This is a genomic window from Streptosporangium becharense (genome assembly GCF_014204985.1).
Classification (GTDB): Bacteria; Actinomycetota; Actinomycetes; order Streptosporangiales; family Streptosporangiaceae; genus Streptosporangium; species Streptosporangium becharense.
This window is the reverse complement of sequence record NZ_JACHMP010000001.1, coordinates 3,387,587-3,414,015: the sequence shown is the minus strand read 5'-3', so window position 1 is coordinate 3,414,015 and position 26,429 is coordinate 3,387,587. Positions and strand designations below refer to the sequence as shown.

At 70.9% G+C, this 26,429-nt stretch carries 29 protein-coding genes; 18 read left to right on the top strand and 11 right to left on the bottom strand.

The genetic code is table 11. The features are described 5' to 3' along the window. Nucleotides 1-90: 90 nt before the first annotated feature. Nucleotides 91-492: a MarR family winged helix-turn-helix transcriptional regulator gene (locus tag F4562_RS14735; protein ID WP_184537628.1), complete on the top strand. Its 402-nt coding sequence runs from the start codon at nucleotides 91-93 to the stop codon at nucleotides 490-492. A gap of 104 nt (nucleotides 493-596) precedes the next feature. On the opposite strand, the gene rarD is transcribed toward F4562_RS14735, so the two are convergent. Further along, entirely contained in the window at nucleotides 597-1,514 is a 918-nt protein-coding gene (rarD, locus tag F4562_RS14730; RefSeq protein WP_184537630.1) for an EamA family transporter RarD, read from the bottom strand. Nucleotides 1,515-1,652: 138 nt separating this feature from the next. Here rarD and msrA point away from each other — a divergent pair, with 138 nt between their 5' ends. The 4 genes from msrA (at nucleotide 1,653) to F4562_RS14710 (ending at nucleotide 4,255) form a co-directional block, all read left to right on the top strand. Continuing rightward, nucleotides 1,653-2,342 (top strand): peptide-methionine (S)-S-oxide reductase MsrA, encoded by a 690-nt coding sequence (gene msrA / locus F4562_RS14725; protein WP_184539479.1) that lies wholly within the window; start codon nucleotides 1,653-1,655, stop codon nucleotides 2,340-2,342. A gap of 300 nt (nucleotides 2,343-2,642) precedes the next feature. Beyond that, entirely contained in the window at nucleotides 2,643-3,113 is a 471-nt protein-coding gene (locus F4562_RS14720; protein ID WP_184537632.1) for a hypothetical protein, read from the top strand. Nucleotides 3,114-3,421: 308 nt separating this feature from the next. After that, nucleotides 3,422-3,733, top strand: a complete 312-nt coding sequence (locus F4562_RS14715; protein ID WP_184537634.1) for a type II toxin-antitoxin system prevent-host-death family antitoxin — start codon at nucleotides 3,422-3,424, stop codon at nucleotides 3,731-3,733. 3 nt (nucleotides 3,734-3,736) lie between these two features. Then, a complete protein-coding gene (locus F4562_RS14710) occupies nucleotides 3,737-4,255 on the top strand; it encodes a type II toxin-antitoxin system RelE family toxin (RefSeq protein ID WP_184537636.1) in 519 nt (172 codons plus the stop codon). 202 nt (nucleotides 4,256-4,457) lie between these two features. On the opposite strand, the gene F4562_RS14705 is transcribed toward F4562_RS14710, so the two are convergent. Continuing rightward, nucleotides 4,458-6,362, bottom strand: a complete 1,905-nt coding sequence (locus tag F4562_RS14705) for a sensor histidine kinase (protein ID WP_184537638.1) — start codon at nucleotides 6,360-6,362, stop codon at nucleotides 4,458-4,460. Then, on the bottom strand, nucleotides 6,359-7,045 hold the full coding sequence (locus F4562_RS14700; RefSeq protein WP_184537640.1) for a response regulator transcription factor: 687 nt from the start codon (nucleotides 7,043-7,045) through the stop codon (nucleotides 6,359-6,361). Before F4562_RS14700 ends, F4562_RS14705 begins: the two co-directional genes overlap by 4 nt. 91 nt (nucleotides 7,046-7,136) lie before the next feature. Here F4562_RS14700 and F4562_RS14695 point away from each other — a divergent pair, with 91 nt between their 5' ends. Together F4562_RS14695 and F4562_RS14690 are read left to right on the top strand one after the other, a co-directional pair. Beyond that, complete coding sequence (locus F4562_RS14695; protein WP_311733799.1) at nucleotides 7,137-7,877, top strand: L,D-transpeptidase; 741 nt, start codon at nucleotides 7,137-7,139, stop codon at nucleotides 7,875-7,877. Between the two features lie 59 nt (nucleotides 7,878-7,936). Further along, the gene (locus F4562_RS14690) at nucleotides 7,937-8,167 is read left to right on the top strand and encodes a hypothetical protein (protein ID WP_184537642.1); all 231 of its coding nucleotides are present in this window, start codon (nucleotides 7,937-7,939) and stop codon (nucleotides 8,165-8,167) included. Nucleotides 8,168-8,308: 141 nt separating this feature from the next. Here F4562_RS14690 and F4562_RS14685 read toward each other — a convergent pair whose 3' ends face one another. Next, nucleotides 8,309-9,217, bottom strand: coding sequence for a 3-methyladenine DNA glycosylase (locus F4562_RS14685; RefSeq protein ID WP_184537644.1), 909 nt, complete (start codon nucleotides 9,215-9,217; stop codon nucleotides 8,309-8,311). Nucleotides 9,218-9,288: 71 nt separating this feature from the next. Continuing rightward, on the bottom strand, nucleotides 9,289-9,858 hold the full coding sequence (locus F4562_RS14680; RefSeq protein WP_184537646.1) for a dihydrofolate reductase family protein: 570 nt from the start codon (nucleotides 9,856-9,858) through the stop codon (nucleotides 9,289-9,291). A 75-nt stretch (nucleotides 9,859-9,933) separates the two neighbouring features. Here F4562_RS14680 and F4562_RS14675 point away from each other — a divergent pair, with 75 nt between their 5' ends. Then, nucleotides 9,934-10,515, top strand: coding sequence for a TetR/AcrR family transcriptional regulator (locus tag F4562_RS14675; RefSeq protein ID WP_184537648.1), 582 nt, complete (start codon nucleotides 9,934-9,936; stop codon nucleotides 10,513-10,515). Between the two features lie 263 nt (nucleotides 10,516-10,778). On the opposite strand, the gene F4562_RS14670 is transcribed toward F4562_RS14675, so the two are convergent. Next, a complete protein-coding gene (locus F4562_RS14670; protein ID WP_184537650.1) occupies nucleotides 10,779-12,179 on the bottom strand; it encodes an FAD-binding oxidoreductase in 1,401 nt (466 codons plus the stop codon). A 311-nt stretch (nucleotides 12,180-12,490) separates the two neighbouring features. Between F4562_RS14670 and F4562_RS14665 the strand changes: the two genes are divergently transcribed. Both F4562_RS14665 and F4562_RS14660 read left to right on the top strand, forming a co-directional pair. Beyond that, nucleotides 12,491-12,982, top strand: a complete 492-nt coding sequence (locus F4562_RS14665) for a GNAT family N-acetyltransferase (RefSeq protein WP_184537652.1) — start codon at nucleotides 12,491-12,493, stop codon at nucleotides 12,980-12,982. After that, nucleotides 12,982-16,551, top strand: a complete 3,570-nt coding sequence (locus F4562_RS14660; protein WP_184537654.1) for an ATP-binding protein — start codon at nucleotides 12,982-12,984, stop codon at nucleotides 16,549-16,551. The genes F4562_RS14665 and F4562_RS14660 overlap by 1 nt, the downstream gene beginning before the upstream one ends. A gap of 132 nt (nucleotides 16,552-16,683) precedes the next feature. Here F4562_RS14660 and F4562_RS14655 read toward each other — a convergent pair whose 3' ends face one another. Beyond that, the gene (locus F4562_RS14655; protein WP_184537656.1) at nucleotides 16,684-17,004 is read right to left on the bottom strand and encodes a hypothetical protein; all 321 of its coding nucleotides are present in this window, start codon (nucleotides 17,002-17,004) and stop codon (nucleotides 16,684-16,686) included. A gap of 168 nt (nucleotides 17,005-17,172) precedes the next feature. Between F4562_RS14655 and F4562_RS14650 the strand changes: the two genes are divergently transcribed. The 3 genes from F4562_RS14650 (at nucleotide 17,173) to F4562_RS14640 (ending at nucleotide 18,955) form a co-directional block, all read left to right on the top strand. Continuing rightward, the gene (locus F4562_RS14650) at nucleotides 17,173-17,547 is read left to right on the top strand and encodes an STAS domain-containing protein (protein ID WP_184537658.1); all 375 of its coding nucleotides are present in this window, start codon (nucleotides 17,173-17,175) and stop codon (nucleotides 17,545-17,547) included. An 86-nt stretch (nucleotides 17,548-17,633) separates the two neighbouring features. Next, the gene (locus tag F4562_RS14645; RefSeq protein ID WP_184537660.1) at nucleotides 17,634-18,356 is read left to right on the top strand and encodes an NUDIX domain-containing protein; all 723 of its coding nucleotides are present in this window, start codon (nucleotides 17,634-17,636) and stop codon (nucleotides 18,354-18,356) included. A 107-nt stretch (nucleotides 18,357-18,463) separates the two neighbouring features. After that, nucleotides 18,464-18,955 carry a GNAT family N-acetyltransferase gene (locus F4562_RS14640; RefSeq protein ID WP_184537662.1) on the top strand — a complete coding sequence of 164 codons (492 nt, stop codon included), beginning with the start codon at nucleotides 18,464-18,466 and terminating at the stop codon, nucleotides 18,953-18,955. A gap of 86 nt (nucleotides 18,956-19,041) precedes the next feature. Here the strand turns inward: F4562_RS14640 and F4562_RS14635 are convergent, their stop codons facing one another. Further along, nucleotides 19,042-19,398, bottom strand: coding sequence for a DUF742 domain-containing protein (locus F4562_RS14635; RefSeq protein WP_184537664.1), 357 nt, complete (start codon nucleotides 19,396-19,398; stop codon nucleotides 19,042-19,044). Continuing rightward, on the bottom strand, nucleotides 19,398-21,359 hold the full coding sequence (locus tag F4562_RS14630; RefSeq protein ID WP_184537666.1) for a sensor histidine kinase: 1,962 nt from the start codon (nucleotides 21,357-21,359) through the stop codon (nucleotides 19,398-19,400). The genes F4562_RS14635 and F4562_RS14630 overlap by 1 nt, the downstream gene beginning before the upstream one ends. A gap of 264 nt (nucleotides 21,360-21,623) precedes the next feature. Between F4562_RS14630 and F4562_RS14625 the strand changes: the two genes are divergently transcribed. Then, the gene (locus F4562_RS14625) at nucleotides 21,624-21,965 is read left to right on the top strand and encodes an SWIM zinc finger family protein (protein WP_184537668.1); all 342 of its coding nucleotides are present in this window, start codon (nucleotides 21,624-21,626) and stop codon (nucleotides 21,963-21,965) included. Here F4562_RS14625 and F4562_RS14620 read toward each other — a convergent pair. Together F4562_RS14620 and F4562_RS35840 are read right to left on the bottom strand one after the other, a co-directional pair. Then, a complete protein-coding gene (locus tag F4562_RS14620) occupies nucleotides 21,875-22,237 on the bottom strand; it encodes a barstar family protein (RefSeq protein WP_184537670.1) in 363 nt (120 codons plus the stop codon). The two genes, F4562_RS14625 and F4562_RS14620, sit on opposite strands and share 91 nt — an antisense overlap. Nucleotides 22,238-22,244: 7 nt before the next feature. Further along, the gene (locus F4562_RS35840; RefSeq protein WP_281402938.1) at nucleotides 22,245-22,376 is read right to left on the bottom strand and encodes a hypothetical protein; all 132 of its coding nucleotides are present in this window, start codon (nucleotides 22,374-22,376) and stop codon (nucleotides 22,245-22,247) included. Between the two features lie 110 nt (nucleotides 22,377-22,486). Between F4562_RS35840 and F4562_RS14615 the strand changes: the two genes are divergently transcribed. The 4 genes from F4562_RS14615 to F4562_RS14600 all read left to right on the top strand — a co-directional run bounded on the left by F4562_RS14615 (nucleotide 22,487) and on the right by F4562_RS14600 (nucleotide 26,428). Beyond that, on the top strand, nucleotides 22,487-23,635 hold the full coding sequence (locus F4562_RS14615; RefSeq protein ID WP_246473434.1) for a DMT family transporter: 1,149 nt from the start codon (nucleotides 22,487-22,489) through the stop codon (nucleotides 23,633-23,635). 9 nt (nucleotides 23,636-23,644) lie between these two features. Next, nucleotides 23,645-24,265, top strand: coding sequence for a GntR family transcriptional regulator (locus F4562_RS14610; protein ID WP_184537671.1), 621 nt, complete (start codon nucleotides 23,645-23,647; stop codon nucleotides 24,263-24,265). Between the two features lie 118 nt (nucleotides 24,266-24,383). Next, nucleotides 24,384-24,734, top strand: coding sequence for a hypothetical protein (locus tag F4562_RS14605; protein ID WP_184537673.1), 351 nt, complete (start codon nucleotides 24,384-24,386; stop codon nucleotides 24,732-24,734). A 239-nt stretch (nucleotides 24,735-24,973) separates the two neighbouring features. Continuing rightward, nucleotides 24,974-26,428 carry a sugar transferase gene (locus F4562_RS14600; RefSeq protein ID WP_184537675.1) on the top strand — a complete coding sequence of 485 codons (1,455 nt, stop codon included), beginning with the start codon at nucleotides 24,974-24,976 and terminating at the stop codon, nucleotides 26,426-26,428. Nucleotide 26,429: the final 1 nt, after the last annotated feature.

The following is a 26,429-nucleotide window of genomic DNA, read 5'->3' as shown; positions in this document are numbered from 1 at the left end:
ACTTGGGAAACCCCATGCTCTTTGTGCGTGCATGCAAATGCGGAGGCCGCGTACACTCCTGTCAGGCTGGGCACACCGGGGAGGTTCGCGATGTCATGGGACCGTTTCGCCCTTCTGTACGCACGGGTGGAGGCCGAGCTGGCCAAGGCCCTGCAACGAGGGCACGGCCTCGGGTTGTCGGAGTACCGCGCGCTGGGACGCCTCGCCGCGGCGCCCGGCGGCGAGATGCGCATGCAGGAGCTCGCCGAGGCCGTGGGGCTCAACCAGAGCTCGGTGACCCGCCTCGTCGCCCGTTTGGAGGAGGCGGGGATGACCCGGCGGGCCCTGTGCCGCGACGACCGTCGCGGCGTCTACTCGGTGATCACCGAGCAGGGCCGGCTGCGACTGACCGAGGCCACCCCGACCTATGAGCGTTCCCTGGCCGCGGCCCTGGAGCAGGCGGGCGTCGACCCGATCCTCACCCCGCTGGTCCTCGCCGTCCGGAGCGCGTAGGCGGTCCGGACGGCTGTTCCCGCCGGGGCGAGCGGGCCGGCCCGTCCGGTGAGGTCTGTCCTGGTTCCTGTTCTGGTTCCTGTTTTGGTTCCTGCCAGGGTTCCTCAGACGGTGACGGCCTCGGGGCTCTCCTGCCGGGCCTGCCTGGCCCGGCGCGCGGTGCGGAGGCTGTCCCAGGTGAAGACCGACAGGGCCAGCCAGACGATGGCGAACCCGATCCACCTGCTGGGCGGCATGACCTCGCGCGCGATGAGCACTCCGCACAGGAACTGCAGCACCGGCGCGATGTACTGGAGCAGGCCGATCGTGGTGAGCGGCACCCGGAGCGCGGCGGCGGTGAAGCAGAGCAGCGGGACGGCGGTGACCACCCCGCCTCCGGCCAGCAGCAGGGCGTGCGCCGCGCTCACGTGGCCGAACGTGCTGGTGCCCTGCTGTCCCAGGTAGACCAGGTAGCCGAGGGCGGGCAGCAGCAGCACCAGCGTCTCGACCGTCATGCTCTCCGCGGCCCCCACCTGAGCGGTCTTCTTCACCAGCCCGTACGTGCCGAAGCTGACGGCCAGCACCACCGCGATCCACGGCAGCCGGCCGTAGTCGAAGGTCAGCACGAGGACGGCGAGGGCACCCAGCCCGACCGCCACCCACTGGAGCGGTCGCAGCCGCTCTTTCAGGAGCAGGACGCCGAAGAGCACGCTGACCAGGGGGTTGATGAAGTAGCCGAGCGCGCTCTCGACCACGTGGCCGCTGTTGACCGCGTAGATGTAGACGCCCCAGTTGACGGTGATGATCGCCGCGGCCAGGACGAGGAGTCCGAGTTTCCTCGGGGTGCGTACGAGTGTGCGGAACCAGGACCAGTGGCGCCGTACGGCGAGAATGGCCGTGACGGCCACCAGGGACCAGGCGACGCGGTGCGCGAGGATCTCCACCGCGCCGGAGGGCTTCAGGAGCGGCCAGTACAGCGGGAACAGGCCCCACATCATGTAGGCGGCGACGCCGTACAGGAGTCCTCGCCGTGTTTCGGGCATGTCTCCTATAGTCATCCCTTATAGGATTTAACACAAATTAGCATTGCTTTTCGGACAGTTAAGCTCTGCTTATGGGAACAGGGCGGGGCCGCCGGTGGTTTCCCCCTCCGGGGAGAACACGTCAGAAGGAGGTCCATGATGGGCTGGCTGTTCGGCAAGGACAAGACGTCGATGGTGTCCCGGGAGAACGCCCTGCCGGGCCGCGACACCCGGATGGCGGTCCCCGCCCGCCACGCGGTCCTCGACGCCCCGCTGGCTCCACCGTACCCCGGGGGAAGCGAGATCGCGGACTTCGGCCTCGGCTGTTTCTGGGGTGCCGAGCGCAAGTTCTGGCAGACTCCCGGGGTCATCTCCACCTCGGTCGGCTACGGCGGCGGTCACACCCCGAACCCGACCTACGAGGAGGTCTGCACCGGGCTGACCGGTCACACCGAGCTGGTCCGCGTCGTCTTCGACCCGGCCCGCGTGTCGTACGAGGAACTGCTGCGCGTCTTCTGGGAGGCGCACGACCCCACCCAGGGCATGCGCCAGGGCAACGACGTCGGCACGCAGTACCGCTCGGCGATCTACTTCCACTCGCCCGAGCAGGAGAAGTCGGCCCTGGCCTCGCGCGACGCCTACCAGAAGGTGCTCGCCGAGTCGGGCTACGGCGCCATCACCACCGAGATCGCCCCCGTGGGTGAGTACTACCACGCTGAGGAATATCACCAGCAGTACTTGTTCAAGAACCCCGGCGGTTACTGCGGGATCGGCGGCACCAACGTCAAGCTGGGTGACCCGTCCGGATGGGGCGCCTGCCAGACGGGCCTGGTCCCGACCGAGGAGTAGTGCCGACTTCACGGGTACAGCTCGCCCCCGCCTGTTGGGGTGAGCTGTCCCCGTTTCCGTGGCTTCCCTCTGACTTCACGGGTCGTGAGCCGTGTCCGTCTGCAAGGCTTCGCCGTTGCTTCCTCGTCGAGCTGAGAACTGATCCAAGGTGGCCTTCTGGGCTGCTGCATGATTCATGGCTGTTCTTCGCGCTGAGAGTCGTTTGGCAGCTCGCTTCGGCCTGCTCGCAGACAGGCGATCGTGTGACGCTCCTTCCTTGCTTCACCAACTTCAGAACGTATTCTGACTTACGATGGCAGGGTGAGCACCAGCAACGCCGACGCCGTCACTTTCTCGGACCTGTCGAGAAATCCCCGAGCCGTCGCCGAACGCGCCGCCCGCCTCGGTCGAGTACGCGTCACTCACCGTGATGCCCCGGATTTCTACCTGACCGCCGCCGACCGTGAGGATCAGCGCGGGCAGACACTGGCTACGGCATCCCGCCTGTTCCTCGCCCTCATCAAGCACGATCCGACCGCCCGCGCGCTGGTCGTCGCCATGCCCGAGGTCTTCCCCTGGGTTCGCCATCTCACCTCCGCCGAACTGCGCGCCTTCACCCTCGAACTGGTGGAGGCGCTCTCTGACGCCGCGGAACTCGATGTCGACCTCACCGCACAGGAAGTCATCGCAGGCTGGCGGGCGACCGCTCGGATCAAGGCCGACCCTGTGCGCTACGCCCAGGCTCGCAAGGCCACAAGCGGCGACTTCGGGCAGGTAGAGGTTTCAACATGAGTCCGAAGCGTGGTGACCGGGTCACGGTTCCGCCTCCGGATGGCGAATGGGACATTCGGTTCGGTGCCAGTGATGCGGTCAGGGGGTGGGAGGAACTGTGCCGTCACGCCTTGGGCAACACACGCCGATGTTTCGAGGCACTGCGCGCAGATCCCCGCTCACGAGCGGATCATGAGCGTCAACATCGCCTACGCGGGCGACCTCACGACTCACCGTCACAACGACAGGGAGGTGGCCTGTCGGCATCTCCGCTTACGAGGCTGGTCATGACGCTCGCTATCCTGTACAGGTTTCTATACAGTTCTTGTATGGCTGTTCTCCATGATGCAACCGAACTCACGGTCACCGAGGCCGCGCAGCGCGGGGTGGCCCGGCTGGTGGCGGACGCGGAGCAGGGAACCGACCTGGTGGTGACCCGTCGGCATCAGCCGGTCGCCGCTGTCGTGAGCATCCGGCGCCTCAGCGAGCTGGAGGAAGCCGCGGCGGACCTGCGAGATCTGGCGCTGGTTCTCGCGCGGGCGGCCACGGACGACGGGCGGCGGACATCGATCGACGACGTGCTTTCCGCCTTCGGGCACACCCGGGAGTCGCTGGCCGCACTTCCGGACGAGGACGAATAAACGGTGTCCGATGTCGTATTCACCGATCCGGCCATCGACGATCTTCGCAGGATCGGCCCGGATGCCGTGCCCAGGATTCTCAAGAAGATCCTTCTGCTGCTGGAGAACCCCGAGGCCGGCTACCCACTGGGCGGAGAACTGACCGGCTTTCGCAAGCTCGTCGTAGGCCGGAACACCTGGCGGGTCGTTTACCGGATCACCGATGACAAGGCGATTGAGATCTGCGAGATCTGGGCCGTCGGGGAGAGGGCCGACGCCGAAGTCTACGCCGAGGCCAAGGCGCGGGTCCGGGAAGCAGGTGGTTCACGCCCCGAGGTCGTCCGTCTCGGCGAGGTCATCGACCGTCTCGGGACCCTGACTGATCACATCCATGTCGACGAGCGGCCTGCGTGGGAGCCGGTTCCCGACTGGCTCGCCGACCGTTTGATCTACACGGTGGGCATGACCCGCGAGGAGGTGGCGGCACTCGATCTGGAGAAGGCCGTCGACCTCTGGGCGGAGTTCCGCGTGAACCCTCGTTAGCCCGAGCCCGTTGCTCATGAGCTGGAAGGCATACTTCAGAGCCAGTCGGCGTGGGCTACTGCCGCCTCGACGGCACCGACGTCAGGCTGGGTGACCCGTCGGGGTGGGCCCTGCCAGACGGGCCTGGTCCCGACCGAGGAGTAGCTCCCCGGCGGCCTTCGGGTCGGCAGCCGAGGTGGGCACATCGCCGTGTACGAGGCGGTCAGCGCGCGGCCCGGCTCACCGCCGGGTCGGAGCCCGCGGCCTTCACGGGTCTCACTGTGATCTCGATGTGATCTTGTTGTGACGGAAGACGCAGGGTGAACGTCGTGCGGACACCTGGCTCGCTGGTGACCGTGGCTGTGCCGCCGTGCGCCTCGGCCAGGTTGCGCACGATGGCGAGTCCGAGTCCGCTGCCGCCGGTCTGGCGGTTGCGGGACTTCTCCGCTCGCCAGAACCGGTCGAAGACGTGGGGGAGGTGTTCGGCGCGGATCCCGATCCCCGTGTCGGTCACCTCGATGACGACCTGGTCGCCGTCCTGGCGGGCGCCCAGCGTGATGTGCCCGCCGCGTGGTGTGTAGCGCAGGGAGTTGGTCACTAGGTTGCCGACGGCCTGGCGGAGCCGTACCGGATCCGCGGTCAGCGGGGGGTCGCCGGTGACCGCGGCGGTCAGCGTGAGCCCTGCGGCTTCGGCCCGGCCACGGTGAGCGGTGGTCACCTGGTCGAGAAGGTCGCCGAGATGGACGGGTTCGACGTGCAGACGGAGCTTGCCCGCGTCGGCGAGGGCGAGCTCCTGAAGGTCGTCGACGATGTGCTGCAACAGCAGGATCTCCTCGACCAGCGAGGCGATCAGCGCGGGGTTCAACTCGGCGACGCCGTCCTGGGTGGCCTCCAGCCAGCCTCTGAGGTTGCTCAGCGGTGTGCGCAACTCGTGGGAGACGTCGCTGACCATGGCCTTGCGCTGCTCCTCCATGCGCTGGAGGTGTTCCGACATCTCGTTGAACGCCGTGGCGAGCTCGCTGATCTCGCCGGTGGTCCTGACCGTGACGCGGGCGGAGCTGTCCCCGTCACGCATCCGCCGCGCGGCGTGGGTGAGCGCGTTGACGGGCCTGACCAGACGCCTGGCCGCCATGACGCTCACGCCCACGGTCAGCACGAGCACGAGGAGGGCGGCACCGGCGATCGAAGGCAGCGGGATGCGCTGGCCGGTGCCCTCGGCAGGGGAGCCGATGTACAGATACGCCGCGGGGGCGACGTAGGGATCGAGTTGTTCTCTGCGGGCGGTGACGACGCAGGAGGAGATCACCTGATCAGGTTCGGCGAGCGGCGGCATCGGCTTCTTCCCGGGGACCCAGGTGAAGTCGAGGCCGACCGAACCCCTTTCCGTGCTCCTGCCCTTACCCTTGAGGCACCTGCTGACCAGGAGGTTGAGCTGTTTCAACGCGGCCTTCTCGGTGCGCGTCGGTGTGCTGAAGGCGGTGGCGTCGCAGACGCTCACCACGGCGGGGGCCTCGGTCGGCACCGGGCTCGGCCTCGGCATCGGGCTCGACATCGGCCTCGGCACCGGGCTCGGCTCCTGACCGCCCCCCTGGTCGAGCGTCGTGACGAGGGGCCTGCCGGTGTTCGAGACGGTCACCTGCACGGCCTGCCCGCTGCGGCCCGCACAGGCGGTGTAGGTGTCGGCGGCCTTCCTCAGCCGGACGCGATCACGGTCGGACAGCAGGAAAGGACCTACCGCGCGTGGGTCGATACGGTCCCTGGCCGCTCCCGGCACCAGGGTCACGTCCACGGCCAGCGGGTCGACGACGGCCGCCACCCTGGCGGGCAGTGGGGTCCCGGTGGTCGCCGAATCCGCGATGAGGGTGCCGTTCTCGGTGACCAGCGCGATGCGGCGACCGTTCTGGGCGGCGAGATCGCGCAAGGTGGTGGCGACGCCCGACCAGTCCGGATGGCGGGAGGCGTAGCCGAGCAGGCTGTTGTTGATCCGGGCGTCGCTGGCCAGCGTCTGGCCCTGCTCCTGCCGGATGGCGCCGGAGGTGCTGCTGGCGGCCAGCCACGCGGTCGCCGTGATCGAGCAGACCGCCACGACGGCCGAACTCGTGAGCAGCCTGGCGAACAACGACCTCATGCGCGGGTCAGTTTGTAACCGACGCCGTACACGGTCAGCAGCCGGACCGGGCGGCGCGGATCAGGCTCGATCTTCTTGCGCAGGTTCATCACGTGCACGTCGACCGTGCGTTCGGTGATGAACCTGTCGAAGCCGTGGACGCGCTCCAGCAACTGCTTCCTGGTGAACACCCGCTCCGGCTCGGCGGCCAGCGTCTCGATGATCCGGAACTCCGCGGGTGTGCAGTCCACCGGTGTGCCCGCCGTGGTGACGGTGTGCCTGACCGGATCCACGAGGAGATCGCCCGCCTGGAACACCTGCCGATCGGCGTCGTGAGACTTCCCGGTACGGCGCAACAGGGTCCGCACACGGGCCATCAGCTCACGCGGGCTGTACGGCTTGGCGACATAGTCGTCCGCACCGAGGTCGAGCCCCAGCAGCAGATCGTCCTCGGTGGACCTGGCGGTCAGCATCAGGATCGGCAGGTCGGACTCGGCCCGCAGCACCCGGCAGACGTCCAATCCGTCGACCTTCGGCATCATCACGTCGAGTATCACGAGGTCGGGATCCGCCCGCCGCGCCTCGTCGATCGCGGAACGCCCGTCGTGCACGACGAGGACCTCATGGCCCTGCTGCTCCAGATACCGCCTGAGCAGTTCGGCCTGCTTCGGATCGTCCTCGGCGACCAGTACGTACGCGCACATGGGCTGAGGTTATGCCCATGTCGGGGGGTGCACATGGGATCCGCATGACAACCAAACAGGTTTCACACATTCTGTCGCCAGGCTGCGGCGGGTGAGAACCAACCTGCTTCGTACGGCTGCTGCGGCGACGCTCGCCTTCCTGCTGACCGGCTGTGCGGGCAGCGCGAGCAACGCGGGCAACGCCGCGCGACCCGAGCCGGTGAGCAGTGCCGCGCGACCCGAGCCGGTGAGCAGCGTCAGTTCAAAGATCGCGAGCGTCAAGGGATCTCGGATCACGGTCTACGGAGACAAGGAGGGGGCGGCACAGAGGACGATCACGAGCCCCAACGACTACGGCGCGACGCGTGTCTTCCTGGTGGAACGTGAGGAGGGCGAGTGGCTCCAGGTGCTGCTGCCGATCCGGCCGAACGGCAGCAAGGGCTGGATCAAGGCCACCGACGTGACGCTCGCGGAGACCGCCTACCGGGTGGAGATCGATCGCGGGGCGTTCAGGTTCACGGTCTATGACGGTGACAGGGCCGTCAGGACGGGCAAGGTCGCGACGGGTGAAGCGGGCACGCCGACACCTCCAGGTCGCTACTTCTTCACCGAGCTGGTGAAACCCGTCGACCAGGACGGGGCCTACGGCGCCTACGCCTTCGGGCTGAGCGGCTTCTCGCCGGTGCTGAAGAGCTTCGCCGGTGGCCCGGGCCAGCTGGCGATCCACGGGACGAACAAGCCCTCCGCCATCGGCACGCGGGCCAGCCACGGCTGCGTCCGGATCAGCAACGACGACATCACCTGGATGGCGAAGAACCTGGCGATCGGTACTCCGGTCGTCATACGGGGCTGAGGCCCGAGTCACACGGGGCTGAGGCCCGATGTGAATGAACGAATGAACAGGGGAACCCTATGAAGATCAAAGCCACGCTCATCGGCATCAGTGCGGTGCTGGCCCTGACCGCGGGCCTCGCAGGCTTCTCGGGCACGGCCGCGGCCGATCCTGCGAAGCCGGCCGCCTCGCCCGTCCCGGTGCCGGCCGAGCAAGGGCCTGCCACCCCGGCGCCGGCCGAGCAAGGGCCCGCCCCGGCGCCGGCGGCTCCGGAGGAGCCCGTCGTCGTCAGGCCGGCCTACACCGGCTGATCATGGCGCGGCGCCGCGGCCACCGGGTCTGCGGCGCCGCACCTCGGCGTCCGCAGGTCTCGCCGGAAGGGATCGGCACGGGAGACGACGGATCCGGCGTGTCGGGGAGCCGGCGACGCCTCCCACGGCGCGGACAGCAGGCTACCGACCGATCTCGTCCGGGACATGAATCTCTTCTGCCACCTTGAATCGAGGGTGGCGGGTGCCGGCGAGGAGCCGTTCGCAGGCGTCGAGCAGGCGCTGCCGCAGCGGCCGTGCCCGCTCGGCGAACCCCCGCTGCTCGGCGGCGTACTCGGCCCGTCCCTCGGGCGTCTCGATCCGGATCGCCCGATAGCCGAGCGGGCTCAGGTCGTACGGGCTGGCCCGCATGTCCACGACGCGGATGTCACGGGCCAGCGCGAAGCAGTCGGCGACCAGTTCGCCGCTCACCAGCGGCGACAGCTTGTACGCCCACTTGTACAGGTCCATGTTGGCGTGTAGGCAGCCCGGCTGCTCCAGGTCCCGCTGTCGCTCCCGCGTCGGCTGCAGGGCGTTGAGCGGGCGTGCCTCGGGGGTGAAGAAGCGGAACGCGTCGAAATGACCGCACCGCACGCCTCGTTGCTCCACCACCTCCGCGACCTCCGCCCCGCTGAGCCGCAGCGGCCAGGCGCCGTGGCGCACCTCCGCGGTCTTGTAGACCATCGCCCACTCGTGCAGGCCGAAGCAGCCGAGATACGCCGGTCGTGCCGCGGTGGCGGCCAGCAGCCGCGCGATCCACTCGACGGTGGATCCGCGCCTGTCCATCAACGCCGCGGTGTCGAGCGTGGCTCCCCCGGGGGTGTCGAGGTAGGCGCGGCCGAAGTCGCGCGCGCCTTTCAGCACCAGCCCGGCGCCCGGATGCCACTGCCGCAGCCGCGCCGGCCGGTGCCCGTAGTAGGTGAACAGGAAGTCCTCGACGGGGTGGGTCTCGCCCCGCCCCCTGCGCTCCAGGTGCGGTGCCGTCCATGCCTCGACCCGTCGCCGGTGGGCCTCGGCCCGCGCCTGCCACACCTCCGGCTCCAAAACCTCCACCGCTGAATGGTACGCGCGGCCCGGCGTGGTCCGAGGACACGGGGATGCGAGGGAGGTGGGGTGGCGGGGGTTCAGCCCCGGGTGTACCAGGTGACCGTGGTGCCGTTGCTGAAGGAACGCGTCCGGACCGGGATGAAGGGGGTGGGGCGGAGTTCCCCGGCGAAGGCGGGGATTCCGGCGCCCGCGACCACCGGGTAGCTCTTGACGATCAGCTCGTCGATCTCGGGCAGCAGGGTGCCGGCCAGCTTGCCGCCGCCACCGAGCCAGATGTCCATGCCGTCCTCCTGCTTCAACCGGCGGACCAGCGCGACCGGGTCGCCGGGGACCAGTTCGACCTCGGGGTCGGCGATCTCGGGGAGCGTGGTCGAGACGACGTGCTGCCGCAGGTGCCGGTAGGGGCTGGTGATGCCGACGTCGAGCGCGGGCTCGTACGTGCCGCGACCCATCACGATCGTGTCGAAGCGCTTGTTCGGCGTGTCGAGGCCGATCTGGGCCCGGATGTGGGTGGGGACGGTCTCCGGGTACTGGGTGTTCATCCACGCCGCCATGTCGTCCGCCACCGGGTAGAAGTCGATCTCACCGCCGGGGCCGGCGATGTAGCCGTCGACGGTCAGAGCGACGTAGTAGACAAGCTTTCGCATTCATTCACTCCATCTGAAGTACTATGCTCGTAGTGGTCAAACCGTAGTACTACAGATGGAGTGGTGTCAACCGAGATGCGACAGAACCAGGCAAGGCGAGCGGCGTTGCTCGACGCCGCCATCGACGTGCTGGCCCGTGAGGGTGCGCGCGGCCTGACCTTCCGGGCCGTGGACACCCAGGCGCAGGTGCCCGCCGGCACGGCGTCCAACTACTTCGCCAACCGCGACGACCTGCTCACCCAGGCCGGCGCGCACATCTACGAACGGCTGCAGCCGGACGCCGCGACCATGGCCGCGAGCCTCACGGGCCCCCGGAACCGGGCACGGGTGGCCGAGCTCATGCACGAGCTGGTGGGCCGGATCGGCGCCTACCGGGCGGGCTACCTCGCCCTGCTGGAGCTGCGGCTGGAGGCGACCCGCCGTCCCGGCCTCCGCGCGGTGCTCACCGAGCGGATCAGGGCGGACGTCGACGCCAACGTCGGCTACCACCTCGACTCCGGCCTGCCCGGCGACGCCACGACGGTGCTACTGCTCTACCTGGCCATGAACTGGCTGATCGTGGAACAGCTCACGCTGCCCGACCTGTTCGACGAGGCGCAGTTGCACGATCTGGTGGAACGCGCGGTGGAACGCCTCGTCCCGCAGGCCGGGGCCTGAACGAGGGCCGCCGGCCCCGCGCTCCGACGCTCCACTCCCACAAGGACGCCGGCCCCGCCTATCCCGACGGTGCCCCGCTCCCACAAGGACGCCGGCCCGCCTACCCCGATGGTGCCCCGCTCCCGTCCGGCCGGACGGCACACCGTTCCGCCCCGGTCCGGGCGGGCCTCGTCCTCACCGCCCCGGTCGTCCGGGCCTGGCATTCCGCTCCGATCCGGCCGGACGGCATCCCGGCCGATCCGGCCGGGCCTCGTCGCCGGGTCTCACCTGCGCGGCACGACGTGGCCGAAGCGGAAGACGCGTGCCGGGTCGTACCGCTCCTTGAGCGCGGCGAGCCTGGTCAGCACCGGCTCGGGCCAGGCGCGGGCCAGTTCGTCCGGGGCGAGCGCCGACCCGTGGAAGTTGAGCAGCGTCCCCCCGGTCGACCAGGGGGACAAGGCGTCGATCACGGCCCGGCCCACGGCCGGGATCACGGTGTCCATCAACTCGGGGACCGGAGCGCCGATCACCAGCACGGAGTAGGCGGCGTCCCGCCCGCCCACGGCGTTCGGCTCGCGCGGCTCCCGGGCCAGGGCCCCGCCCAACTGGCGTAGTTCCACGATGGCCAGCGGCACCTCGCTCTGCGGGCCCGCGACCGCCAGCAGCGCCTGCGCGGTCTCCTCGGTGAACTCACGCAGCAGGCTGCCGCGTTCCCAGGTCGGCATGGGGTCCACCGGGTCGCTGTGCACGGAGTCGATCGCGCTGAACGGCAGCTGACCGATTCCGTCGAGGACCGGCTCGGCCACGGCGCGCATCGGGGCGAGCAGGGCCTCGGCCTCCCGTGCCTCGCCCAGGTGGGCGAAGCGCAGGTGGGTGACGAAGCGCCCGCGCAGCTGCGGCGGCAGGTCGGGCAGCGGAGGCAGGCGCAGCAGCGCCACGGAGGTGGTCGTGGCCTCCGGCAGCGTGCCGGCCCAGTCCGCGTAGGCGCGCAGGACGGCGGGGGTGTCCTCGGCCGCGTAGTAGAGGCCGCCGCCGTACAGCGACGTCACCGGGAACAGGTCGACGACGATGGAGGTCACCACGCCGAGGCTGCCCTTGCCGCCGCGCAGCCCCCAGAACAGGTCCGGTTCCTGGTGCGGGGCCGTCACCCGGACCTGCCCGTCCGCGGTCACGACGGTGATCTCCCGGACGTGGTCGGCGGCGAAGCCGAACGTCCGCGAGATCGGGCCGATGCCTCCGCCGAGCGTGTAGCCCACCACCCCCACTCGGGACGACGATCCGCACAACGGCGCCAGGCCGTGCGGCGTCGCCTTGGCGATGACATCCATCCAGGTGCAGCCCGCGTCGATCCGCGCGCTGCGGTCGGACGGGTCGACGGTGACGCCGCGCATCCGGGAGGTGGTGATCAACAGTGCCCCGTCGGCCGCCTGGACCGCTCCGTGACCGGTGGCCTGAACGGCGACGGGCAGGGAGTGCCGCGTCGCGAAACGGACCGCCGCCGCGACGTCCTGGACGCCGGCGGCGCCGACCACGACGGCCGCACGGTGCCGGGTGGCGAGGTTGAACCCGGTGATCTCCGCGTCGAAGCCGTCCTGCCCGGGGGTCAGCACCGGGCCTTCCACCTGCCGGCGCAGCGTGTCCAGCTCCTCGCCGAGCCGATCCGAAGCGGGTGAGACGGTGCTCATGGGTCTCCTTCTGGTAGTGGGAACCGGTGATGAGGGATCGCGAACCACGGGGGTTCGTCCGGCCGGCCCGATCGGACCGGCTCCCCAGTTCTCGCACTCACGTCTTGGAGATAACTGGGCGGTCACCAATGGCGGACCTGGAAACGAGTTGGGCCCCCGTCGCCTGCGGGGAAGGCGACGGCGGGAGGTGGACGGGGGAGGGCGGCGGGGACGGGGAGGGCGGTGAGCACCGGCCGGGACGGGGCGGAGGCTCGCGATCGGCCCAGCGTTCTGCTAGTCGTCTTCTAGACGCCCGGAACATGCTTACGCGCATGTCGTCGCCATCCGAGCCCCGACGGTTCAGCACGCTGTTGCTGCGGGAGGTTCCGGCGCACGTGGGCATGCGGGGCTCCGGCATGCTCGGCGCGGCACTGGCCGGGGCACTGGCCGAGGTGTCGGTCGCCCGTTGCCGGGCCTACCTGCTGGTCGACCTGGCCCGGCCGGCCGGTGATCCGCCGTTGGCCGGCGCTATCGTCCAGGTGGGGCCGCCCGCCCACGAGGCGCGGCTGCGGGCGTTGACCGTGGACCCGGTCCACCGGGGACGGGGCCTGGGCCGCAGGCTGCTGGGGGATGTGCTGAGAGAACTGTGCGCGGACGGTGTTCGGCGGGTGCGTTACCGGGTCGCGCCCGAGGAGACGGGAATGCCCGCCCTGCTCCGCTCGGCGGGGTTTTTTGCAGAGGACGAAAAGAACATAGCGCCCTGTCGATACGATGACTCCGCGATCGAGGGACTGGCGGTCGCCTGGCTCACGCGGGAGTTGTGATGCTCGCCAAGGGTGGTGACGACCGAACGCCGGCCGATCCGGCGACCCGGCTGGACTTCCGTATTCTCGGCCCGGTCGAGGTCGTCGACGGTGCGGGAACCGCTCTCGAACTGGGATCGCGCAAGCAACGCGCCGTGCTGACGCTGCTGGTCCTCAACGCCCCCCATGTGATCCCCCTGGACCAGTTGATCGACCGGCTCTGGGCGGACGAGCCGCCCTCCAGTGCGACCGGAACGCTCCAGGCGTACATCTCCCAGCTCCGCAGGATCCTCGAACCGCAGCGCAGCCCCCGCTCGCGGGCCCAGGTCCTGCGGACCCGCGAGCCCGGATACCTGCTGGACATCTCACCCGACCAGGTGGACGCCCACCGGTTCGGCCGGGCGGTGGAGGCGGCGCAGGCGGCCCTGGGCGCCGGGCGGGCGCCGGAGGCCGAGCAGCTCCTGGACGCGGCGCTGACCGCCTGGCGCGGCGAGCCGCTCGCCGACTTCGCCGACGACCCATTCGCCGGGCCCACGGTGGCCAGGCTCACCGAGGCCAGGCTGTCGGCCCTGTCGCTGCGCGCCGAGACGTGGCTGGCGCTGGGCCGGCATGCCGAGGCCGTCGTCGAGGCCGGGCACCTGCTCGGTCTCGACCCCTACCGGGAGGGCTTCTGGGCCCTGCTCATGCGTGCCCTGTACCGGGACCGCAGACAGGCCGAGGCGCTGGCGGCCTACCAGCGTTGCCGCACCCTGCTGAGCGACGAACTCGGGCTGGAGCCGGGGCCCGCGTTACGCAGACTCGAACGGGCCATCCTCGACCAGGACGAATCACTCGACCGCTCCCCGCCCGAATCGGTCACGGGCCCGTGGCCGGCCCAGGTCCAGGTCACGCGTGTGCCGCAACAGGAGATGTACATCCCCACCGTCCCGGCCGATCCCGCGGATCACGTCGCGGCCGGCCCGTCCGGCCCCGTCGCACACGGCGCCGCGGGGGGCGGGGAGACACACCAGTCCGTGCTGGCCGAGTGCCGCCGCAGGCTGGTGGGCAGGGAACCCCATCTGCGCCGGATCCGGGAGAGGCTGGACGCCACCGTCCGCGGTGTGGGGGGCGTCCTGCTGGTCAGCGGGGAGTCGGGGATCGGCAAGACCCGCCTGGCCGACGCCGCCGCGCGGATCGCGGAGGAGACGGGCGTCACCGTCGTGTGGAGCCGCTGCGTCGAGGGGAGCGGCGCCCCCGCCTTCTGGCCGTGGATCCAGGCCCTGAACGCCCTGGGCGGCGGGACCGGAGGCGACGGCGGTGACGGCGAGCTGGCCGGGGTGACGCGCAGGCTCACCGGCGGGGACGAGGCACCCGGCGCCGGCGACCCCGACACCGCGCGCTTCCTGCTGTACGACGCCGTGTCCGGTGCCCTGTCCCGCCGGGTGGCCGCCGCACCGGTGCTCCTCCTCATGGAGGACATCCACTGGGCGGATGCCGCGTCCCTCAAACTGCTGACCTTCCTCGGCGCCGACCTGCACCGGGTGCCGTTGCTGGTGCTGGCCACGCTCCGCCCGGAGCCCGCGCAGGCACGTCAGGCGCTGACGGACGCGCTCGGCGACCTGACCCGGCAACGCGGCACCGAACGGATGAGCGTCACCGCTCTCACCGCCGAGCAGGTCGCCGACCACCTCCACGACGTGGATCCCGCCCTCGCCCACGCGTTGCACGACCGCACCGGCGGCAACCCCTTCTTCCTCGGCGAGCTGCTCCGCCTGCTGACCAGTGTCTCGCCCCTGCAGCGGTTGTCCGTCGCGGACGTCACCTCGATCGCCGTGCCCGACGGGGTGCGCGACGTCATCACGCGGCGCGTCTCCCGGCTGCCGGAGGACTCGCAGACCCTGTTGCGGGTCGCCGCTGTGATCGGCAGGGACGTCGACGCCGACGTGCTCGACGCGGCCACCGGCGTCGGCGCCACCCGGATGATGATGCTGCTGGAACCCGCCGTGGCGATCGGCCTGCTCACCGAGGTGGACGGCGGCTGGGACTACCGGTTCTCGCACGCGCTCGTCCAGGAGGCGCTCTACGAGGGCCTCAGCCGCCTGCAACGGGCACAGATCCACGGGCGGGTCGGGGAGGCGATCGAGAACCTCCATCCGGGAGACCTGGATGTACGGCTGCCCGTGCTGGCTCACCACTTCGGCATGGCCGCGCGGGTGGGCGAGGCGGCCAAGGCGACGTCGTACGCCTCCCGGGCGGCGGTCCAGGCGGCGGCCCGCCTCGCCTACGACGAGGCGGTCATGTTCTGGGAGCAGGCGCTCGCGGCGCTCGCTCCGCACGCGCCGGAGTCGGCGGCCTCCCGCACCGCGCTCCTCATCGAGCTGGGCCGGGCCCGCCGGGTGACCGGGGACGTGACCGGAGCCCGCGTCGCGCTCGACGAGGCCGTGACGCTCGCCTCCCGGCGCGGCGACGACGCGGCGGTGATCGAGGCGGCCACGGTCTTCGGCGGCGTGACACTGTGGAACTGGCGTGCCTACGGTGTGGTGGACGCGCGCATGGTCGCCGTACTGGAGGAGCAGCTCGACCGCCTGCCGCCCGGCGACGACACCCGCCGGGCCGAGCTGCTCGGCACGCTCGGCGTGGAGCTCTACTACAGCGACCGTCGCGACGAGGGACGGCGCCACGCGACCGAGGCCGTCGCACTCGCCCGGAAGACCGGCGACCACCGGCTGCTGGCGCGGACGCTCAACAACTTCGTCATCGCGGCGTGGACGCCCGAGTACGAGGAGGACCGCTACCTGGCGGCGGAGGAGATCCTGACGCTCCCGGACCTGCCCCGGGCCGCCGAGATCATCGCGCGCCTGCACCGGATGCCGACCCTGCTGCGCTCCGGGCTGCTGACCGACTACGACACCGAGCTCGCCTGCTGCCTGCGGCTGACCGGTGAGGTGCGGATGCCGGAGATCGAGACCCAGGTGACCTACGCCGCGGTCGGACGGGCGATGCTGGACGGCAGGTGGGAGGACGTCGAACGGCTGGCCGGGGTCGCCGCCGAAAGCTACCGGCTCACCAGCCTGTGGGGCCCCGACTGCATCAACCTCATCTGTACCTTCCTGGCGAACCGGGCACAGGGCCGCCACGGGGTCCTCCTGCCCGAGCTGGTCGACGCCGCCGGGAACGACTCCTACCGCTTGTTACGTCCCACCGCCGTACTGGCCGCGGTCGAGGCGGGGGACGAGCCGCTCGCGCACCGGCTCATCGACTGGTGGGGAGCGGTCGCCGAGCATGACTGGACATGGCAGTTCGTGGTCTGGCAGTGGGCCCTCGTCGCGGCCCGGATCGGCCGCCCCGACCCACGGGGCCTGCTGGCGGAGCTGGCCCCCATCACCGACCAGCTGGTGACGCTGGGCACGGGTTGTGCCTCCTGGGGGTCGCTCAACGAGGCGACCGCCCGGCTGCTGCACCGGATCGGCCGGACCGAGGAGGCCCTGACCCACGCCGAACGCGCGCGGGAGACCCACCGACGCCTGGGACTGCCGTATCTGGAACGTCAGAGCGCCGCCCTGGTCGAGAGCATCCGCGGCAGCGGGACGTCCGGCCCGCTGAACGGGTGAGGCGGGCCGGTTGGGGCGGTGGGGCCGACCGGTTCGGGCGGTGAGGCCGATACCGCCCGTCCCCGGCTGCGGACGCCCACGGCCGCGGGGTGCACCCCGTCCGGCCCCGCCGCCCGATCACACCGCGCCCGTTCAGGTCCTCCTGTCGCGCCTGGCGGGAGTCCGCCGGTCGGCTTCGTCGGCCAGTTGGTCCTCCACGATGGCGCACCACCGGTGCCAGCGCGCGAGGTCGAGGTGCTCCTCCACGTCTCCGACACCCGCCTCGGCCAGGTGCTCATGACCGCTGGCCGCGGCCTCGTGCGCGTTGACCAAGGCATGGTGACCGTGGTTGGCCAGCGATTCGCTGACGGCCAGGTTCAGGGCTATCTCTCCCGTCGTCCTGGGCCGGTCCGAGGGCCTTCCGTCGAATCCCTTCCTGCAGAAGTCTCGGCTCTCCGCGTCGTCGTTGTTCATAGGGGCTGAGTGCCCCGCACGGGGTAGATCTATCGGTGGGCGGGCAACCGATGCGGACGGTTCCGAAGCGGGTTTTGTTCACGAGCGCGTTTCGGTCGGTGGAAGATCGCCCTCTCATCAAGATCATTGGAATAGCCTCGGGAGACCCGGCCTAAGGAACGTGCGGAGATGACGACGCCGCTTGCTGTCTCGGTCCGCGAGCACGACGGTGCCTGTGTGATCGTCCTCGTGGGTGAGCTGGACAAACTGTCCAGTCCCCTGCTGCGCGATGCCCTCACCGCCCGCTTCGACCGGGGGGCGTCCCGCGTGGTCCTGGACGTCGCCGGTCTCCGGTTCTGCGACTCCACCGGGTTGTGGGTCATGCTCGACTTCCGGCGACGCGCGGGCGAGGCGGGGGGTTGCCTGCGCCTGGCCGGGGCCACCGGGGTCCTGGAACGGCTCCTGACGCTCACCGGTCTCACCGGGGTGTTCCCCCTCGATCCCGATGTCCCGGCGGCCCTGCGGGCGGCGGTCCCGCCCTCTCCGGTGCCCAAGGCGGACTGATCTTCTCCCGCGCCCGGGGAGGAGTGACTTCGTCTCCGCCCGGGGCGGACCGGCCCTCCTCCGGAGCCCAGGGCAGACTGACCCTCATGCGTGAACCCTCACAGACACCGAAGAAGACCATCCCCGCAGGGGTGCCCGGGGTGGACGTCCCGGACCGGCGGGGCCGCACCGGCCTCGACCGGGTGGGGTTCGACCTGACCGGCAACCCCGGGGTCCGGGTGCGGGAGGTGGAGCTGCTCTCGTCGAGCTGGTACGTGCTGCGCAAGACGACCTTCGACTACCGGCACCGGAACGGCACCTGGAGTACCGAGGAGCGGGAGACATACGACCGCGGTAACGGCGCGACGGTGCTCCTCTACGACGCCGGGCGCGAGACCGTCCTGCTGACCAGGCAGTTCCGCTACCCGGTCTACGTGAACGGCCACCCCGACGGGCTGCTGCTGGAGACGGCCGCGGGCCTGCTCGACGACGACGACCCGGAGACCGCGATCCGGCGGGAGGCCGCCGAGGAGACCGGTTACGACATCGGCGAGGTGGAGCACGTCTTCGACGTCTACATGAGCCCGGGCTCCGTCACCGAGCGCGTCCACTTCTTCGCCGCTCCGTACAGCGCGGACCGGCGCACCTCCGACGGCGGCGGGCTGGCCGACGACGGCGAGGACATCGAGGTGGTGGAGCTGCCCTTCGCGAAGGCCCTCGACATGATCGCCTCGGGGGAGATCGCCGACGCGAAGACCATCATGCTGTTGCAGTGGGCGGCGCTGTCCGGCCCGTTCTCCGGCCCGGGGAGGGGGAACCGGGAGAGATGAGCCGGGGAGACGGGCCGGGGGAGACGGGCCGGGGGCGAGGGCCGGACTCGGCGGCCGGGCCGGCGCACCACTTCCCGGTCCGCCCCGCGGGCAATACCCTGCACGGCATGATTGACGTGGAGTTGCGCGGATGGCATCCCGGCGACGTGCAGGTGCTGCTCGACGCGTTCCGCTCCCCTGACATGGCCGACCAGGCGGCCAGGCCGATCGACACGCCCCGCGCGGCGCTGGAGTGGATGGGGCTGTGGGGGTTCCGCGACGACGCGCAGGCGTTCGCGGTGGTGTGCGGCGGCGAGGTCGTGGGCAACGTGGCGGTCAGCGACATCGACGCACACGACACCGGCTGGGTGTCGTACTGGACGCTGCCGCACGCCAGGGGGCGGGGGGTGGCCGTGGCAGCGACCATGAAGATGTCGGAGTGGGCGTTCCGCGAGCGTGGCCTGTTCCGCCTGGAGCTGGGGCACCACCTCGGCAACCGGGCCTCATGCGCCGTGGCGACCAGGGCGGGTTTCCTGCCCGAGGGGGTCGAGCGGGCCAAGCTGAGCTACGGGGGCGTCCGCTACGACGTGGAGCGGCACGCCCGCCTGGCCACCGACTGACCTCCGGGTGCCCGCCCGGCCACCGGCTGACCTCCGGGTGCCCGCGGGTCACGGAGCCCTGAGCCCGGCGAGTGGATGCCCGCGGGTCACAGAGCCCTGAGCCCGGCGAGCACGTCACGCAGCAGGCTCTCGTGGGGGACTCCGGCGGGCGGTGCGGGGCGGCGGAGCGAGATCAGGCCGGCGTCGCGCAGGTCGGCCAGGAGCACCCGGAGCACCCCGACGGCCAGGCCCGTGGAGCTCGCCACGTCCGCGACGGAGGCGGGTGCCCGGCAGGCGTCCAGGATCGCCAGGTGTTCGGGCGGCAGGACCCGGCCCGGTTCTCCGACCGCGGTGACCACCGACACCAGGTCGAACCGCGCGCCGCCGGCGCTGGTCCTGCCACCGGTCATCGTGTAGGGACGGACGATCGGCCCGGTGTCCTCGCCGGCCAGGGGCTCCGTCATCACGACCCGCCGTCGTGCTCGGCGCGGCGGCGTCCCTCGCGGAACGACGTCAGCACGCTGCCCGGGGCCCGTTCTCCGGGTGGTGTCCCGGCGCCGGCCGCGGGCGCCCGGGCGGGGACGCCGGCCCGCGTCCGTCTGGGCAGGCCGCCCTCCGCGAGGGACTGTTCCGGCTCGGCGGGACAGGCCGGCTTCGGCTGTGGCGTGTCGGCCATCAGCCCCTCGGGGATCAGCACGATCGCGGCGGTGCCCCCGAAGGGGGAGGCCCGCAGCGAGACGCGGATGCCGTGCCGGGCGGCGAGCCGGCCGACGACGAACAGGCCGAGCCGGTCGCTGTCGGCCAGGTCGAACTCCGGGGGGTCGGCCAGGCGCTCGTTGAGCCGGGCCGTCTCCTCAGGGCCGATGCCGAGCCCGCGGTCCTCGATCTCTATGGCGTAACCCCTGGCCACGGCCTCGCCGTGGACGCGGACCGAGGTGTGCGGGGGAGAGAAGACGGCGGCGTTCTCCACCAGTTCGGCGATCAGGTGGATCACGTCGGTGACGACGTTGCCGACCAGGCACGGACCCGGTGGCACGTCGACCTTGACCCGCCGGTAGTCCTCGACCTCCTCGACGGCGGCGCGGACCACGTCGTAGACCGTGACCGGCGTCCGCCACTTCCTGCCGGGGGCGGCGCCGGACAGGATGATCAGTCCTTCGGAGTGACGGCGCATGCGGGTGGTCAGGTGGTCCAGGCCGAACAGGTCCTCCAGGGTCTTCGGGTCGGCGGCCCGCTGCTCCATCGTCTCCAGCATGGCGAGCTGCCGGTGCAGGAGCGACTGGTTGCGCCTGGCCAGGTTCACGAAGACCTTGTTGACGCCCTTGCGCATCCGGGCCTGCCCGGCGGCGGCCTCGACGGCGGTCCGCTGGACCGAGGAGAACGCCTCGCCGACCCGGGCGATCTCCTCGGTGCTGCCGTAGTCGGGCTCGGGCACCTCGGCGCGGACGTCCTCCCCGCGGCGCAGCCGCGCGACCACGTCCGGCAGCCGCCTGTCCGCCAGATCGAGCGCGACCCGCTGGAGGCCGACCAGCTCGGCGGTCAGCCGGCGGCCGAACCGCACCGAGACGAAGACGGACAGCCCGAGCGCGGCGAGCCCGAGGCCGCCCGCGACGCCGATCCGGACGAGGATGTCCCGGGCGAGCGGCACGGACCGCTCGCTGATGCGCCGGCTGACGTCCCCGGCGAGTCTGTCGAAGGTGTCGGACAGCGTGGTGGCGACCGTCGCCCAGGACGCCTCCGGCTCGGCCTGCGCGGCGACGGCGTTCTCGATCCGCTCGAACGATTCGTACGACTCGGAGTCGTGCAGGGGGGTGTAGAGGGCCTGGAACTCCGGGTCGAGCCGGCTGAACCCCAGCGAGTACAGAAGCCTGCGGCCGGTGGCGAGCTCGCGGAACGCGGCGCGTTCCGCGGGGCTCATGTGCCCCTCGACCACGGCACCGGAGATCAGCGCGGCCTGCTGGCTGAGCATCTCGCGGCTGCGGCCGACCATGACGATGGCCCGTGCCTGGTCGGTCAGGTCGACGTCGGTGGAGATGCGGATCCCCGCGTACACCTCGAAGGCCGCCGCGACGATGTCGCTGTAGGCGTCGAGGGTCTGCGTCCGGGTGTCGGTCCGGGTGTCGACTCCGCTGCGGATCTCGGTGAGCCGGTCCATCGCGGTGAACAGGCGCGTCAGGTCGTTCCAGGTGCCGGAGGAGATGTCGGCGCGGCCCCGGGCGGTCAGCCGCTCCAGTTCCGCTCGCGCGGCGTCGGTCCGCAGCCGCTGGGAGTCGAGACCGGCCCGGGAGACACCGAGGTCGCCGAGGACGGACAGGGACAGCAGCCGCTCGTGCTGGAGGGCGCTGGTGACCTTTCTGGCGGGCAGGATCGCGTGCTCGTAGCCGCTGCTGACCCGGAGGAGCTCTCGGCCGCTCTGGAGGGTCAAACTGGCAGCAAATCCCCAAATGACTACAAGTGAGATAATAGGCACCAGAAGCAGGACGAAAATTTTGCTCCTGACAGGGCGTTTGCGGCCGACCATAATACCTCGCACTACCGAGATGTGCGGTTAGCAGTGGCGAAACCCTAGCAATCTGGTTCATCTGCGACTAGGCGTGCGGATGATTCGCTATCGACAGGATTTATCTCTCCAAGGTGGGCGGAACCACCAGGTTCCCTGGTACGTCTTCCTGAGCAGGAGGGGGTTCCCATGCAAGGGATCGCAGGTTTGATCGCCGAGGAGACGCGGCACGCCGAGCGGGCGGCGCTGGTGCGCGGCGACGCGCTGGTGAGGTCGGGGGCGGTGCAACCGGTCCGGTTCGGACCGTCGCTGGTGATCGCCGAGGTCGATGACGACGCCGCGCGGGTGGAGTTCCGGCTCGTCGACGGGGTGCTCCACTGGTCCTGCACCTGTGCCGAGGGCCGGAACGGGGTGCTCTGCGCGCACTGCGTCGCGACGGCTCAGTCGGTCATGATCAGAACCGAGAGGAAGGACTCTCCGGACGACCCGTCGGCGACCGCCTCGGCGAGCACCACCCGGATGGCGTCGTAGGCCGAACGGTCCTCGCTCCACAGCGCCGACGGGTCCGACCAGACCAGGAGGTGCTCACCCGGCGGCAACCATGACAGATCGGTCAGAACGTCGTAGAAGGCGTCGAGGTTGTGCCGGAAACCGTCGCCCGGCGGTTCCAGGGCCTCGACGATCGCGTCCATCGCCTCGGCCGAGGTCGTCATCCTCGTGCCGTCCAGCCGGTGCGGGGTGGCAGCGCCGATCCGGCTCGCCACGTCCCGTGCCGAGACCTCCTCGACGGTTCCCCGGGACATCACGCGATCACCTCGCTCCGGAGGTCGTCGCGACGGGTGCCCGGCGGCCGGCCGCATGCCCGTTCCGGATGGCTCCGGCGGCGCTCTCCGGATGCTCCCCGCCGGTGCGGCGGACCGCGTGCTGTGTCTGCTGGCTCACCTGCCGAAAAATACCCGCGCTCTGACCTGCGAAAACAAGAGAACGCCCGGCCTGGGACGAGAGGGAGATCGTATTGTCTAGTTGTCAGACAATACGCTTACAATCGGGGCATGAGACTCGCCGTGATCGGAGCCGCCGTGCTCTGGGGAACCGCGGGAACGGCGGGGTTGCTCGTCACCGGCGTCGATCCCGTCTCCCTGGCCGCCGCCCGCCTGGTGATCGGCGGGCTGGTGCTCGCCGCGGTCACCGCCCCGGCGGTCCGTCCGCTGCTCTCCTCCCTCGGGCTCTCCCCTGGCCGGTCGGGGAAGAGCCCCGGCCTCTCCCCGGGCCGCGCCGGGGGGACGGGCCACGGGGCCCCCGGCCGCCGGTCCGGCGTGCGCCTGGGAACGCTCGTCGCGGCGGCGGTGGCCGTGGCGGCGTACCAGTTGTGCTTCTTCGCCGCGGTCAGCCGTACCGGGGTGGCCGTCGGCACCGTCGTCGCCATCGGCAGCGGCCCCGTCTTCACCGGACTGCTGTCGTGGCTGCTCGACCGGGTGCCGCCCAGCCGCCGCTGGGCGGGGGCGACCGCGCTGGCCATCGCCGGATGCGCCGTGCTGACCGGCGGAGGCGGCGAGGTGCGGGCGGACGGGGTCCTGCTCGCCCTGCTCGGCGGCCTGCTGTACGCGTTCTACGCGGTCACCGCGGCTCGCGCGATCACCGCGGGTGCGTCCTCCGACGGGGTGATGGGGCTGATGTTCGGCGGGGCCGCGCTGATCATGGTCCCGGTCCTGCTGTGGACGGGCACCGGCTGGCTCACCGAGCCGCGCGGCCTGCTCGCCGCCCTCTACCTGGGCTGCGCGACCACCGCGCTGGCCTACTTCCTGTACGGCAGGGGGCTGCGCACCACGCCCGTGGCGACCGCGGCGACCCTCGCCCTCGCCGAGCCCGCGGTGGCGGCCCTGCTCGGCGTCGTCGTGCTCGGTGAGCGGCTGACCCTGCTCTCGACGGCCGGCCTGATCCTTCTGGGGGTGAGCCTGGTCGCCGTCGCCCTTCCGGAACGGCCCTCCGGCACCGGGGTTCCCGCCGGGCGGGTGCCCGAGGAGGAGCCGGAGCGGACACCCGCCGACGGGGCCGGACGTGGGCCCGCCGAAGGGGTCGGGTGGGTGCCCGCCGACGGGGCCGGACGCGGGCCCGCCGAGGGGACCGGGTGGGTGCCCGCGAAGGAGGCCGGGCGGGTGTCCACCGAGGGATCCGGGCGACGGACACCTTCGGGGGAATAGGGTCGTCCGGTGACCCTCCCGCTCCACCCCGTCTCCGCCGTCGGCGCTCTCGCCGACGCCCTGCGACGGCGGGTGCTGTCCGGCGAGATCGCCGCGGGCACCCCGCTGCCCGAGCAGGAACTGTCGGCCCGTTACGGCGTGGCCCGCCCGACCGTCCGCGAGGCGCTCGCCGTGCTCGTGCACGAAGGGCTGCTCAAGCGGGAACGGCACCGCAGTGCCCAGGTGGTCGAGGTGACCGTGACCGACCTGGACGATCTGATGTTCGTCCGCCGCCCGCTGGAGGACCTGATGGCCGGCGCGCTGGCCGGGCGCCGGGTGGCGGAGGCCGACGCGGCGCTGACACGGATGGCGGCGCTGCCCGGCGACGCCCCCTGGTCGGACGTGGTGGCCGAGCACATGGCCCTGCACCAGGCGCTGATCGTGGCGGTGGGCAGCCCCAGGCTGGAGCGGCTCTACGGAATGCTGGCCGTGGAGACCCGGCTCGGTCTGGTCCGGCTGCGTGAGGTCTACACCGACCGGAACGTGCTGGTCGCCGAGCACCGCGAACTGCTCGACGCGATCGGCCGGGGTCCCGCGCCGGCCGCCCGGCAGGCCGTGGCGGCGCACCTGGAGCACGGCTGGGGCGAGTGACGGCTCCGGCCCGAGCGGGTGACGGGAGGCGTGCCCGGGGCACGGTGGGGCGGACGGCGGACGGCGCCTGGCATGTCTCTATTGCACCGGGCACCCGGAAGTCGTCACAATCGCGGCCATGCACGGCGACTCAGTGCCGGACTCCTACGTGTATGTCACCGAAGAAGGCGTGACCCGCCACTACGCGGACGGCAGCGTCGACGCTCTCGCGTGGGAGGACGTCGTCGAGGTGCGCGTGGCGGGCGACACGGCGTCGGACATCCTGTTCATCCTTCTCGATCGAGACGGTCAGAGCTGTGTGGTGCCCGAATCGGCGACCGACACGGCTTTTCTCGCCCGGCTCCGCTACCTGCCGGATTTCGATCTCGACCGGTTGGGCGCGGCGGTGGAGGCCGCCCGGGACGATTACGTCGTGGTCTGGCGCAGTCCCGAACCGCCGACGGCGTTGTCGGATTTCGAATACGACTAATTGCCAATTAGTACACGAATACCATTGACAAAGCTGCATGCCCGGTTGACCCCGTCAAGATGTTCTCTCTGCCCTACTTAGGCCAATAGTGGACAGTAGGCCGCTATTCCGCTCCCCAATGGTGATCACTAGTATTTCCAAGGGTGTCCGTACTTCTGACGTATTGGGAATGCCGTCAACCATTGAAATGAGATGCGCGTCCGTTGACTGTCGACGATGGGGCATCTGGGTGGGGTGGTATGGAAGTGGGAACTGAGGGGCCCGCCGTAGCGCTCCTCGAAGGTTCGGCACGCACTGCTCCGAGCATCTGGACGCGGTCTTATGTCCGTATTCTCCTGGTCGGAGATATCGCCTGTTCTGTGGTCGCCTGTGAAACCGTTCTGGCGGCCCGGCTGTGGTTCGGGGCTTTCATCCCGGAAACGGAGACGATGCTGGGCCTCGGGCTGGCCCTGGGCTGGCCGGTCGCGCTGGCGGCGGGCGGCGCCTACCGCAGGAGCGCGCACGGCGAGGGCTCGGAGGAGTTCCGGGCGGTCTTCAACGGCGGGGCCGGCCTGACGGCCGCCGTGGCCATCGGGGCCTACGCCACGCAGACACCGATCGCCCGCAGCTTCGTCATGGCGATGTTCCCGCTCGCGCTCGTCCTCACGATCGCCTTCCGCTACCGGATGCGCAAGCGGCTCCACCGCCGGCGTGCCCGCGGCGAGTACATGCGCCAGGTGGTCGCCGTCGGCCACCGCGAGTCGGTGCTCGACCTGGTGATCCAGTTGCGCAGGCAGCCCTACCACGGCATGACCGTGGTCGCCGCCTGCCTGCCCGCCGGCCCCGACATGGTGGAGGTCGACGGCGTCCCGGTGCTCGGCGGCTTCACCGACGTGGCCGCGGTGGCCACCAAGGTCAACGCCGACGCCGTCGCCGTCCTGGCCTGCCCGGAGCTGGACGGCACCGCGCTGCGCAGGCTCGCCTGGAACCTGGAGGACGCCCGCACCGACCTGTTCGTGGCGCCCGCGCTCATGGACGTGGCCGGGCCGCGCATCAGCATCAGCCCGGTCGCCGGCATGCCGCTGCTCCACGTCGAGCATCCCGACTTCCGTGGCGCCAGGCGGCTGGCCAAGAGCCTGTTCGACCGGGTCGGCGCCTGCCTGGCCCTGCTGGTGCTCGCGCTGCCCATGCTGGCGGTCGCCCTGCTGATCCGGGCGACGAGCCCGGGGCCCGCGCTGTTCCGACAGGTCAGGGTGGGCAAGGGCGGCCGGGAGTTCCAGGTCGTGAAGTTCCGCACCATGATCGTGGACGCCGAGCGCCTCAAGACCGGCCTGGAGCGGAGGAACGAGTTCGACGGCGTCCTGTTCAAGATTAGGAACGATCCAAGAATCACCCCGGTGGGCCTCTTCCTGCGCCGTTACTCGATCGACGAGCTGCCGCAGCTGCTCAACGTGCTGCGCGGCGAGATGTCGCTCGTCGGCCCGCGTCCTCCGCTGCCCGCCGAGGTCGGGCAGTACGGCGCGGACGTCCGCCGCCGCCTGGTCGTCAAACCCGGCATGACCGGCCTGTGGCAGGTCAGCGGACGCTCGGACCTCAGCTGGGAGGAGTCCGTCCGCCTGGACCTCCGCTACGTCGAGAACTGGTCGCTCTTCCTGGACCTGCAGATCCTCTGGAAGACCTGGAGCGCCGTCATCGGCGGAGAAGGGGCCTACTAGC

Bases quoted from the DNA above. Each gene is read 5' to 3' on its own strand.
- F4562_RS14735 (WP_184537628.1), top strand. From the start codon at position 91: ATGTCATGGGACCGTTTCGCCCTTCTGTACGCACGGGTGGAGGCCGAG.
- rarD (WP_184537630.1), bottom strand. From the start codon at position 1,514: ATGCCCGAAACACGGCGAGGACTCCTGTACGGCGTCGCCGCCTACATG.
- msrA (WP_184539479.1), top strand. From the start codon at position 1,653: ATGGGCTGGCTGTTCGGCAAGGACAAGACGTCGATGGTGTCCCGGGAG.
- F4562_RS14715 (WP_184537634.1), top strand. From the start codon at position 3,422: ATGGCTGTTCTCCATGATGCAACCGAACTCACGGTCACCGAGGCCGCG.
- F4562_RS14705 (WP_184537638.1), bottom strand. From the start codon at position 6,362: ATGAGGTCGTTGTTCGCCAGGCTGCTCACGAGTTCGGCCGTCGTGGCG.
- F4562_RS14700 (WP_184537640.1), bottom strand. From the start codon at position 7,045: ATGTGCGCGTACGTACTGGTCGCCGAGGACGATCCGAAGCAGGCCGAA.
- F4562_RS14690 (WP_184537642.1), top strand. From the start codon at position 7,937: ATGAAGATCAAAGCCACGCTCATCGGCATCAGTGCGGTGCTGGCCCTG.
- F4562_RS14680 (WP_184537646.1), bottom strand. From the start codon at position 9,858: ATGCGAAAGCTTGTCTACTACGTCGCTCTGACCGTCGACGGCTACATC.
- F4562_RS14675 (WP_184537648.1), top strand. From the start codon at position 9,934: ATGCGACAGAACCAGGCAAGGCGAGCGGCGTTGCTCGACGCCGCCATC.
- F4562_RS14670 (WP_184537650.1), bottom strand. From the start codon at position 12,179: ATGAGCACCGTCTCACCCGCTTCGGATCGGCTCGGCGAGGAGCTGGAC.
- F4562_RS14665 (WP_184537652.1), top strand. From the start codon at position 12,491: ATGTCGTCGCCATCCGAGCCCCGACGGTTCAGCACGCTGTTGCTGCGG.
- F4562_RS14660 (WP_184537654.1), top strand. From the start codon at position 12,982: ATGCTCGCCAAGGGTGGTGACGACCGAACGCCGGCCGATCCGGCGACC.
- F4562_RS14655 (WP_184537656.1), bottom strand. From the start codon at position 17,004: ATGAACAACGACGACGCGGAGAGCCGAGACTTCTGCAGGAAGGGATTC.
- F4562_RS14650 (WP_184537658.1), top strand. From the start codon at position 17,173: ATGACGACGCCGCTTGCTGTCTCGGTCCGCGAGCACGACGGTGCCTGT.
- F4562_RS14645 (WP_184537660.1), top strand. From the start codon at position 17,634: ATGCGTGAACCCTCACAGACACCGAAGAAGACCATCCCCGCAGGGGTG.
- F4562_RS14640 (WP_184537662.1), top strand. From the start codon at position 18,464: ATGATTGACGTGGAGTTGCGCGGATGGCATCCCGGCGACGTGCAGGTG.
- F4562_RS14635 (WP_184537664.1), bottom strand. From the start codon at position 19,398: ATGACGGAGCCCCTGGCCGGCGAGGACACCGGGCCGATCGTCCGTCCC.
- F4562_RS14625 (WP_184537668.1), top strand. From the start codon at position 21,624: ATGCAAGGGATCGCAGGTTTGATCGCCGAGGAGACGCGGCACGCCGAG.
- F4562_RS14620 (WP_184537670.1), bottom strand. From the start codon at position 22,237: ATGTCCCGGGGAACCGTCGAGGAGGTCTCGGCACGGGACGTGGCGAGC.
- F4562_RS14615 (WP_246473434.1), top strand. From the start codon at position 22,487: ATGAGACTCGCCGTGATCGGAGCCGCCGTGCTCTGGGGAACCGCGGGA.
- F4562_RS14605 (WP_184537673.1), top strand. From the start codon at position 24,384: ATGCACGGCGACTCAGTGCCGGACTCCTACGTGTATGTCACCGAAGAA.
- F4562_RS14600 (WP_184537675.1), top strand. From the start codon at position 24,974: ATGGAAGTGGGAACTGAGGGGCCCGCCGTAGCGCTCCTCGAAGGTTCG.